The organism is Bartonella sp. MR90HLJMH (assembly GCF_042194115.1).
GTDB classification, from domain to species: domain Bacteria; phylum Pseudomonadota; class Alphaproteobacteria; order Rhizobiales; family Rhizobiaceae; genus Bartonella; species Bartonella grahamii.
Map to the genome: position 1 here is coordinate 14,791 of NZ_JBHIMM010000005.1, position 11,285 is coordinate 26,075.

The following is an 11,285-nucleotide window of genomic DNA, read 5'->3' on the forward strand; positions in this document are numbered from 1 at the left end:
GAAAAAGACGAAAGCATTATTCATATGGAAAAATATATGAAACCGAAATCATCATTCAAGTTTATTACAATACAATATTCTTTACAACACTATCCAATATCATTGGTCCATATATTGAATATGCTCCACTACTATATTGTTTTAGTTGGAAACAGACTACTAGAGAGGGAGAAAATATCGATTATGTTTTTATATAACATTTTATTTAAAATCCTTCATAAAGATATTTTTTAAGAAAATTAAGCAATTAGAGGAAAAAATAAATAACAGTTAAATTCACTATAGATTTTTTGATTAAATATGTATAATACGTTATGTGTATATCGTATTGATTCTAAGATAATTTGTAGATCTATAATATTCAACTGTAATGTTTTTTTGTTTTTATGAAAATAATTCTATGGTGTAAGTTATGGGTTATGCAATTACTTGAAAATCAATACCTATTATTTCATTACTTATTATATCTCTTATTTTTTTGTTAAAAAATGCTTTTTTTCATCAGGATTATTGAAGTTTTTTTAAGTAAAGTTCTTCTAAATCATTCTGGATCAACTGTAAGAATTTATGAGTAAAATCTATCTGATTATAAATGGATTTATTATAAAGTTATTATATTGAGATGGAGATCAATTGCTGCAAAATGAATGGTGTTTAGCATAATATTTGTTCAAAAAACGATATGGGTTTTAACATAACTCACTATGGAGATTTTGAATTTATTATGCCCTTTCGCTGTTCTGTTCTTAAAAATGAGTAGATGTAAGTTTTCGATTCATATCCTGCTTTGTGTAGTTTTTTTATAGGTAAGAATAATGCGAAAAATATCAAAAGAAGGGCTTGCATTGATTAAGCAATTGGAAGGCTTACGTTTATCGGCTTATGAATATTCTGGTGGTGTATGGACAATTGGTTATGGACATACAAATGCTGCTGGTGCTCCAAGCGTCCACAAAGACATGCAAATTACGGAAAAAGAAGCTGAAAAAATCCTTTGTCAGGATTTGAGAGAGTGTGAACTCGTTGTTGAAAAAGCCGTTACCGTTCCTTTAAACAATGAACAATTCGCGGCATTAGTATCATTTTGCTATAACGTAGGAATAACAGCCTTTTGCAATTCTACACTTTTAAAAAAGCTCAATAAAGGTGCATATGAAGTGGTACCAACTGAATTGCAAAAATGGACAAGAGTAGGAGGAAAACGTATCCAAGGTCTTGTCAATCGCCGAGCAGCCGAAGCAGGATTATGGGCGAAAGGATCTCATGTTGCCCCAAATTATCATGTAGTAGAATCAGAAGGTGTGACAGGTATTTGCAAAGTAGAAGCTCTTGCACCAATCATAGGTTCTTTTTCAGGGCTTGGAGGGCTTTTTTCAGGAAATGGTCCTGTTCAATGGGTTTTAGCAGGCATTATGGTTTTAGCTGCTTGTACAGCTATGGTATACATTGCTAAACGCTTTCAAGAACACCGCCTATGATCTTATGGATAAAAAAATATCTAACAATGACGTCAGTGACCATAGCAACTTTTCTTATAGCTTTAGTGAAAGCCTTTTTTCTTGGGAAACAAGTTGAGAAGCAAAAGCAAACAAAGGAAGCTTTCAAGATAGGACAACACGGCTTAAGGTAGAAAATGAAGATTAATAAGAAAAGTGATGCTGCTATGCGTACTAAGCTTTCTAACTGGCTGCGCGACGAATGAACGAACTTCTTGTATTGGATGGCTGCCAATTTATTTGAATCGACAAGATATCAATGTGATTAATCCAAATTTGGCGAGAGATATTTAAAACATAATGAACAAGGTGCAGGTCTATGTGGTTGGAGACATAAACGGAAAATAAAGTGCTAAAGATACAATTCCTCTGAAACATTAATCAATGAAAAGATTTGAAAGAGGTCGATATATTCAGATTAAAAGTAAAAGAACTTAAAGGATAAAAACACTCTGGTGGTCGATTGGATTTAATTAGAGTGACGGAGATGTCTGAGTTGAAGCGAAAGAATTCAACAAGGTTATATTTATATAAAGTGATTGAGTCTATTGATGTATTCTAAGAGCATCTTTGTTATCCTACCAAAAGAAGATGAGAAAAGATTTTACGGATTGCACTGCTATCGTCGTTCAAAGAACTAATGATACACAACGTTCTGTCTTCAACAAAATAGGGTTTGGCATGCTTAAGAAAAACAATCTACGGGATTGTATAATGAATAATGGACAGCTTTTATGTGATTTGTGAATGACGTTGTTTCAGTTTTCTAATTGTAATAATGATGTTGAAGATAAGACAAATAGTTTCGCACGGTATCTGCTTTTTCATGCTAAAGTGGCGCAAAAACATTGTGAGTGATATTGGCTGTTAATTTTTCTGTAGTAAATTCCCTATGTGGGAAATAACATGAAACTCTAGTGGAGAAAACCAGCAACCGTTTTTACCTTCATTTTTCAACTCTGCTTTTTTGCTTTCAAAAGCCGTTTTTGCAATTTCTTGAAAAATATTGCTTTGCTGTTGTAAGATAACTTGTTCCTGAAATAAAATGGGACCATTACCTTCTTTTAAAATATCACTGTAATATCTTGCAAACTCATATGCTGCTTTTAGAGAAAGTTTGTAACGTGCCTTTCACGGCGTTTATTGTGATGTGTATAACGGAAAAATTAAGAGTGCGTATTATCTTTTCGAACATTCAACCACAATCTTACTTCATCACAATATTTACCTTAGGAAGATACTTTTACAAAAGATGCTGATAATCTATAAATCGCCCTCACCTAATTCACCTTCTCGTTCATCCTTCTATGCATTGCCCGTCCACCTTTTAAACCACCTTAAATTTTTGATATAGAATTTTTTCTTTAGTTTTTATTTTTTATTGAATCATAAAAATGATCTGTACCAATCTTGCCTCTATGCATCTTTATACATTTTGATTCTTGTTTCTAAAGCCCAGTCTACAAGCATGTCACTCTGTTTTTTATATTTAATATATATTTTTAGATTTATTCGTAACTTGCTAGAAAAGTTTCTATATTTTGATAGCAAATCTTCTATCAGTCCACTTTTTTCAAAAGATTCTGAAAGGATTCTCAAAAAGTCTACAAATTTAAAGACTCTTTAATGCGTATTGTTTCTTTTTTAGAAATCAAAATTGGTGATGCCTCATTCCTTACCAGAAATTGTATTATTTGAAGAGCAATCTGTATAAGATGATGTCATCTCTTTTATGAAGTTAACTAAAGTTTTTTGAATTTCTAGCATATTGTTTAAAGACAAAAGAAACCTCCCTTTTATTTATGCAAGCAGCTTAGACATCGGCTGATAATTCTCCCGCTTATAAAAAGCTTTTCTGGAATAACCTTCAGAACCACAATAAAGTGGTGAAAGATAAAACAAGTTTTTAGATGATCATAACGCACAATAAAATCGGACCAGTTTAAATGTTCAATGCTAACACCTGCTAAACAGAGGCAAATAAGTTTTAGCACGCCTTCAAATTGGAAAGACTTAAACCCACGCGCTACGACGGATTTCAACTCTCATCGTACGATTTACCTTCCCTCTAAAACTTAATCGCTGTAAATATAAAAACCTTGAAGCCTGTTCTAAATCCGTGAGAGTTGCTGGCTCTTGCTGTATTAAACGTTGAAACTCCTCACAGCTACTCATCTGAAATGCTAGCATTTTTCATAAAAGGACGATAGTAGCGTTGTAACATCCCCAAAAAGTTTACGACATCACCTGAGAGATTATTGCTGATTTCAGGGGATAGAATCAATTTCTGCTCAAAGAAAATCCCAGCCATACCAACAAAAGATTTAGTCTACATGCTATGAGAAATATCCTCAATAATTTTGATAATTTTTTTAGTCAAATTTCTTTTGTTACCAATATCAGCAGCAACTGTTGTGGAATTAACAGAATTATAATTTTTTATCTTAAAATGTATCCATTATTTTTTACATTCTTTCATCTATCTTAGCCTTCTTTTCACAGCTTCAAATGATAAAAAGTAGCTGCAATGTTAAGTTGTCTTGCATCGAACAAATTTCTCGCAAACTATCCCTATTGGCTAGATGACAACACATCCTCTATTTAAAGAAAGAAAACTTTTCTTTTTTATTCAGCGATAAAGTAAATATTATCCAATTACTTATGAGAGTAATTCGATCAAATGGAAACTGTAATTTTTTCCACTCTGAGTAATCCTGTACCCGTTTATATAGATTTGAAAAACACGCTGTTATGAATATTCATAAAAATGCTTTAAAAATTGATATCAGAAAAACTTCTGTTTAAAAAGGGAAAGGTGTTCTCTTACTTGCTACTGAAGAACCTGTTCAGATTTGTCTTGATATTGCTGTAGAGCTTCAAAAAACATAAAGTTATCCCAACGTTTACAAGTGTGCCAACAATTCAACTTTGAGATAATATATCTGTGCTAGAGTTATGCCAATCTCACCAATCTGTTATTGTCTGTGAAGAGCATAGTATCAATGGAGAAGCCTAGAGATGCAATTGTTAAATCGCTTATAGAACAAAACATTCTATGCCAATTTGTATCATTAGGAATACCTAACGACCCCATCTGCAATAAAAACAAACTGGATTTTTAATAAATTATGCAATCAATAGAGAAAGCATAAACAGTGTTAGCAATGACATACTATACAAAAAATATTCAACTGCTTCCTAATATGTTCGCCAGTTCAAAAACATCATAACTCATTGAGGATGCAAGAAAATAAGAAAGAAAAGCACATTAATTCACGCAGTCTTGCTCTCAGTAAACGAGCTTTTTTAAAGATTGGATGGGTATTTTTTTCATTGCTTAAAAATGTACTCCATAAAAACAATATCATACCCATATAATATATTATCCAATAAAATTAATATAAATAATATATAGATTATAGAAATATTATTTATTAGATCCATTTTTATTATAATTATAGATTTCAATAAATACATATTGACATTTTTAATAATTTTATTTATATACCATAATTAATATTATTCTATATTAAAATAAAACTAAATGAAGCTTATAAATTTACGTTTTATGCTAATGTGGGAAAGAAGTAATTAACATGTTATATTTTTATATATAGGAGGGAAAAATGCTCACAGCATTATTTATATCTATTTTTTCTATATCAACAGTTGTTTTACCTTTAATATCAGCGCTTGTTCCTTTTTATCCATAGAATGAGCTTTTAATAAAGTAAGTAAAAGATGTATGCAATGTTATTAGTATTTTTTTTGTGTTTATTATTATTAAGATTTTTGCGTTAATATTATTGTAATTACCGAGTATTTTCTGTGATTTTATAGAGGAGCTTTTTGATCTTTTCTATTTAAATTTAACTGTCAACATATTTGTAAAATATATAATTATGCTCCTCTATAAAAAGACTTTCTTTTTCTGAAAGCAGTATAACATATTGCTTTCATTGCTTAAAAACATCTATATTTACTAAACTCTTGCGTGTAATATCTTTGATTGTCTGAGTACCGGTCAGTGTCATAGCTACCCGCATTTCATTGGCAAAAAGATCAAGGAGATGCATAACACCTTTCTTACCTGCTGCTGCAAGCGCATAAACAAAAGCACGGCCAATCATAACAGCATCCGCACCTTGTGCTATCATGCGTACAACATCAAGACCAGAACGAACACCTGAGTCCGCTAAAATAGTCAAATGATCCTTTACAGCATCCGCAATTGCAGGCAACGCTCGTGTTGTTGATAATACACCATCAAGCTGACGTCCACCGTGATTAGAAACAACAATACCATCCGCACCAAATTTTACTGCTTCTCGTGCATCTTCTGGATCAAGAATACCTTTCAAAATCATTTTTCCTTTCCAAAAATCGCGAATCCATTGTAGATCATGCCAACCAATTGATGGATCAAAATTTTCACCAAGCCAACCAACGTAATCATCCAATGCAATTTTCTTTTTGAGATAAGTGGAGACATTTCCAAGATCATGGGGGCGCCCCATAACACCAACGTTCCAAGCCCAATATGGATGAGTAAACGCTTGTAAAAAACGACGTAATCCAGCATAAGGACCAGACATCCCCGAATGCGCATCACGATAACGTGCACCAGGAACTGGCATATCAACTGTAAAAACCAACGTACGTACACCAGCTAACCAAGCCCGTTCTAGTGCATCACGCATGAAACCGCGATCTTTGAGAACATAAAGTTGAAACCAAAATGCACCTCCAACCGCTTCTTGCACTTCCGCAATGGGACAAACTGAAACAGAGGATAGAGTAAAAGGAATCCCTTTTGCCGCTGCGGCACGCGCCGCTTCTACCTCTCCACGACGTGTATACATGCCCGTTAGCCCAACAGGTGCAAGTACAATCGGTAAATCAAGTGTCTGTTCAAAAAGCTTGATTGAAAGATCAACTTCACCAACTTGCCTCAGAATCCTTTGACGCAGTGCAAGAGCTTGAAGATCTGTACAGTTACGTCGCATCGTTTCTTCAGCATAAGCCCCACCATCAATATAGTGAAAAAGAAAGGGAGGAAGACGACGCTTTGCCGCCTTACGATAATCAAGTGTTGAAGAAATAATCATTGATGGCACCATTGTTCCTAAATAAAAAGAGAAGACATACTAAAACGCATAAAAGCGAACCCGTGTACCTTCCTACTCGATATTCTCCCAAAACGCTCTATTGAATAGATAGAAGCAACAGAGATTGCAACTTTCTAAAAAAACTAATTGATAAAAACAATGTCTTTATTTCTCCTATCCAAATTTAAAATCTCACAGTATGGGGTATCATTAATAACGTATCCTCTCATATATTGTTCATGTACAATTGAAATATTATACTTTCTTTAAACGAATACCTCTTCGAAAGCGATTGCTCCGCAGCTTAATTAGTTATAATTTAAAGTCGTTTCTCCCTCCAAAGATCCTTAAATTATCGGTTATAAGAATATAGATCCTGTAGTCATTAAGTATAAACCATAATCTCCCCCAAAAGATAAAAAAATACTTTATTAATACTGGAAATAAAGCTGTCGCATACATCCAGAAATCTTCTTATATCAATACTCAAAACTGAGACCTGTTACTTATTCATGAAAGTTTATAAAAATATACAGTGCCTAATTCACATAAAGCATAAAAAAATTTTTAATGTTCATACTAGTAGAAGCTTTCCATATTGAATTGAATAATTTTCTAGCAATATTTTATATCTTGAAGCTATAAATGAGTTACTAAAAGTAGAACAATGTTTATTAAAAAATTGTTACTAAACTGTAGTGCAAAACTTCTTTATTGGCTCTTAAGGATAATTTTTATACGAAATAAAATATACTGGTCATTCAAGCTCTAGAAAAATGGAGCAATAGAAGCATCCAATCTCGCATGTTTACTTTGAAAAACAAATACGTTACTGTTATATTGAATTTTAGTAACTTATTGATTTATTATAATCAATAAATACGAATAACATATTGAATATAGTAAAATTCTTTCATTTTAGATTTTTTCATGATGAAATAATCAAAACTATTCTTTTGCACATCATAAACGAAGTTCGTATAGATAAAACCTCTTGAAAAAAAGAAGTAAAAATGCCTCTCAAATGCAAGGGATGCAATAACTTTGGACACTAAAAATAGAATGAATGGCGCCAATTTTGCGAAGAACAAAATTTTCTTTTATCCAAAATACACTTTCTGCATACATGTTATCAAAATTCGTAGTTTCCAACTCATTTAAAATGCTTGGACAACTTTAAACCCTGTGCTTGATAATGTGATCCAACATCATGTCCATAAAGGGTTGATGGTCGATTAAGCATATGCTCATAGACCAAACGGCCAATCATTTGACCATGCTCTAAGATAAAAGGAACTTCATGGCTCCGCACTTCTAAAACCGCTCTTGCTCCTTTTCCACCCGCTTCCATATGCCCAAATCCTGGATCAAAAAAGCCTGCATAATGCACCCTAAACTCACCAACTAAAGGATCAAAAGGAGTCATTTCTGCAGCATAAAGCGGAGGCACATGAACAGACTCTCGTGAAACTAAAATATAAAATTCATCAGGATCAAGAACCAACTCCCTTTGACCACGATCAAAAAGAGGTTCCCAAAAATCTAAAACGTGGGCAACAGCACGTTTATCAATATCAATAACACTTGTATGATGTTTACCACGATAACCTATAAGGCCGTTTTCGTCTCCCTTTAAATTAATGGAAAGACCAATACCACCAGCGCTAATATTAGGAATATCCTCCGATATCAGTGTTTCTTGCTTTTGCAAAGTGTGTAACTCAACTTCATTTAAATAACTTTGCCCTTTTCTAAACCGAAGCTGTGATAAATGTGAGCCTTTATGCACCAAAATTGGAAATGTGCGTGGACTAATTTCCAAATAAAGTGGACCATGATAACCAGCACAAATTTTATCAAACTCCTGAGCATTATCCGTAATGACACGCGTAAAAATATCTAATCGGCCTGTAGAACTTTTGGGATTGGCAACAGCAGATAAAAATTCTGGTAAAGCTAAATTTTCCAAAAGAGGAACAATATAAACACACCCCGTTTCCAAAACGGCTCCGTCTCGTAAGTCAAACTCATGCAACTTTAACCGTTCAAGCTTATCCAAAACTTTTGTATTAGGGCCCGGCATAAAAGAAGCACGTATACGATAAGCTTTCTCTCCTAAACGAAGATCAAGGCTTGCTGGTTGTATTTGAGATCTATCAAATGGATACTGAGCCTTGAGAAAGTTATTCTCAATCAAAGCTTGTATATCACTATCTGCTAAAATACCGCTTATACGCGCCATATATATTGCCTTCCCTTTTTACATTGTTTCTTTTTTGACCTAGATGATAAATTGGTGCAAGCTATTTTAAGGTGATAAAAACTATTTTTTCTGTTTTTTCCAACCGATTTGTTAACATAAAATAAAATAGGAGGTATTGTAAAAATAATACCTTCCATACTCTCTTATTCTTGAATGTCGCGCAAATGATGTTATCATAATTTTTTATAGAAGCCTTAAGATTCCTGTTAGAATTTATTATGATTATACGCCATCTTAGCGAAAATATTATTAATCAAATCGCCGCTGGTGAAGTTATTGAACGACCAGCAAATGTTGTCAAAGAACTTGTTGAAAACGCTATTGATGCTGGTGCAACACGCATCGAAATTATTACAGCAAATGGTGGAAAAAATTTTATAAAGGTGAGTGATAATGGTTATGGAATTCCTGCAGATCAGTTAACTTTAGCAGTTTCTCGCCATTGTACCTCAAAGATTACCGATGACGTACACAATATCTGCTTCCTTGGGTTTAGAGGAGAAGCCCTCCCCTCTATTGGTTCTGTTGCTAAACTTAAACTCATTTCACGAACAAAAGATGCTGAGAGCGCTGCTGAAATTTCCGTTACTGCAGGAAAAATTGTAGGACCCAAACCAGCTGCTGCAAACCTTGGAACAATTGTTGAAGTTCGTGATCTTTTCTTTGTCACGCCGGCACGATTAAAATTTATGAAAACCGATCGGGCTGAAACAAATGCTATTAGCGATATGATTAAGCGGATTGCTATCGCATTTCCACATATCCGCTTTTCTCTTTCAGGACTAGATAAAACATCTATGGAACTGTCCGCTACAGAAAATAATATTCGAGGACAATTGCAACGTATTACGCAAATTATAGGAAAAGAATTCGCCCCTAATAGCATCGCACTGAATGCTGAACGCGAAGCAGTGCGCTTAACGGGTTTTGCCTGTTTGCCATCCTTCAACCGAAATAACAGCCTTCATCAATTTGCTTATGTTAATGGGCGTCCCGTGCGTGATAAATTTCTATGGGGCGCTATCCGAGGCGCTTATGCTGATGTGATGACACGAGATCGTTATCCTGTCGCTATTCTTTTTATTGATCTCCCACCTGCTGAGGTAGATGTTAATGTACATCCAGCCAAAGCTGATGTACGATTCCGTGATCCAGGATTAATTCGTGGTTTGATCGTTGGAGCTATTCGTGAAGCATTACAGCAATCTGGTATTCGTCCTACTTCAACCCGTTCTGAAGCAACGCTAGCTGCATTTCAAATACAAAAACCATTGGCACAACAACCGTTAGGCAATTTTAAGAACACGCACCAGTCCTCTTCTTATAGCCCACAACCTCATCATTTTGCCGCTGCTTCAATGGTTCACAAACCATTGGATATTACTAGTTCTTTTGGTTTAAAAGAAGATGCTACTCCTATTATGGAGGGCTTAAATATACCAAGTGGGGATACATACATTCCAAACACTACATCTTCATCAGAAGAGTTATCTTATCCATTAGGAGCGGCCAGAGCACAAATCCATAAAAACTATATTATCGCCCAAACACAAGATAGTTTGATCATTGTCGATCAGCATGCAGCTCACGAACGATTGGTTTATGAAGCACTCAAAAATGCACTTTATTCCAAACCGCTTCCTTCACAGTTATTACTTATTCCTGAAATTGTAGAACTCTCTGAAGAGGATGCAACATGCCTTTTAACGCATAAAGATGCTTTGCAAAAATTTGGATTAGGAATAGAACCATTTGGACCAGGAGCAATTGTTGTGCGTGAAACACCTTCCATGTTAGGAGAAATCAACCTCCAAGCCCTTATTAAAGATCTTGCAGATGAAGCCGCTGAGTATGATACAACAAACAATTTAAAAGCAATGCTTGATTATGTTGCAGCAACGATGGCTTGTCACGGTTCAATACGGTCAGGGCGCCTTTTACGCCCCGAAGAAATGAACACACTGTTACGACAAATGGAGGCAATACCCAATACAAGTACATGTAATCATGGACGCCCTACTTATATTGAACTCAAATTGGCAGATATAGAACGGCTATTTGGCAGAAAATAAACTCTTAACTATTTTGACAAGAAAAATATTTTTAAATTAACTCTCGACTTTATAATATATCTTATGGCACTTTTCTTGAATCTCTTGTATCAGTAAAAGGAATTATAATGTTTTCCGATAGTGAACGCGAAGCAAAAATTCATTATTCTAATAATGGATATGACATTATAGAATATGGTTCCTATACCATTTGTGCTGTTAGCGGACAAAAAATCCCTATAGATGATTTAAAATATTGGAATCATCACCGTCAAGAAGCATATGCTAGTTGTGAAATCTCCTATCAGCGCGAACTTGAGTGCAACCCATATCTCAAGCAATTGTTAAAAACAAAAGAAAAATAAAC

The 11,285-nt window shown here is 34.3% G+C and carries 6 protein-coding genes and 1 pseudogene; 3 read left to right on the forward strand and 4 right to left on the reverse strand.

Annotated elements, in window-relative coordinates; translation table 11 throughout:
* Positions 1-815 precede the first annotated feature (815 nt).
* Positions 816-1,478, forward strand: a complete 663-nt coding sequence (locus tag ACFIJ9_RS04530; RefSeq protein ID WP_012754682.1) for a lysozyme — start codon at positions 816-818, stop codon at positions 1,476-1,478.
* A gap of 850 nt (positions 1,479-2,328) precedes the next feature.
* On the opposite strand, the pseudogene ACFIJ9_RS04535 reads toward ACFIJ9_RS04530, so the two are convergent.
* The 4 genes and pseudogenes from ACFIJ9_RS04535 to ACFIJ9_RS04550 form a co-directional block, all read right to left on the reverse strand.
* Positions 2,329-2,776 (reverse strand): annotated as a pseudogene (locus tag ACFIJ9_RS04535) (integrase); the annotation flags it as partial.
* A 733-nt stretch (positions 2,777-3,509) separates the two neighbouring features.
* Entirely contained in the window at positions 3,510-3,671 is a 162-nt protein-coding gene (locus ACFIJ9_RS04540) for a hypothetical protein (protein WP_375635943.1), read from the reverse strand.
* Positions 3,672-5,452: 1,781 nt separating this feature from the next.
* On the reverse strand, positions 5,453-6,604 hold the full coding sequence (gene lldD / locus ACFIJ9_RS04545) for an FMN-dependent L-lactate dehydrogenase LldD (RefSeq protein ID WP_026500225.1): 1,152 nt from the start codon (positions 6,602-6,604) through the stop codon (positions 5,453-5,455).
* A gap of 1,153 nt (positions 6,605-7,757) precedes the next feature.
* Complete coding sequence (locus tag ACFIJ9_RS04550) at positions 7,758-8,846, reverse strand: 2'-deoxycytidine 5'-triphosphate deaminase (RefSeq protein ID WP_375635944.1); 1,089 nt, start codon at positions 8,844-8,846, stop codon at positions 7,758-7,760.
* A 239-nt stretch (positions 8,847-9,085) separates the two neighbouring features.
* Between ACFIJ9_RS04550 and mutL the strand changes: the two genes are divergently transcribed.
* Positions 9,086-10,939: a DNA mismatch repair endonuclease MutL gene (gene mutL, locus ACFIJ9_RS04555; protein WP_375635945.1), complete on the forward strand. Its 1,854-nt coding sequence runs from the start codon at positions 9,086-9,088 to the stop codon at positions 10,937-10,939.
* A 107-nt stretch (positions 10,940-11,046) separates the two neighbouring features.
* On the forward strand, positions 11,047-11,283 hold the full coding sequence (locus ACFIJ9_RS04560; protein WP_012754677.1) for a DUF2093 domain-containing protein: 237 nt from the start codon (positions 11,047-11,049) through the stop codon (positions 11,281-11,283).
* The last annotated feature ends 2 nt before the right edge of the window (positions 11,284-11,285 follow it).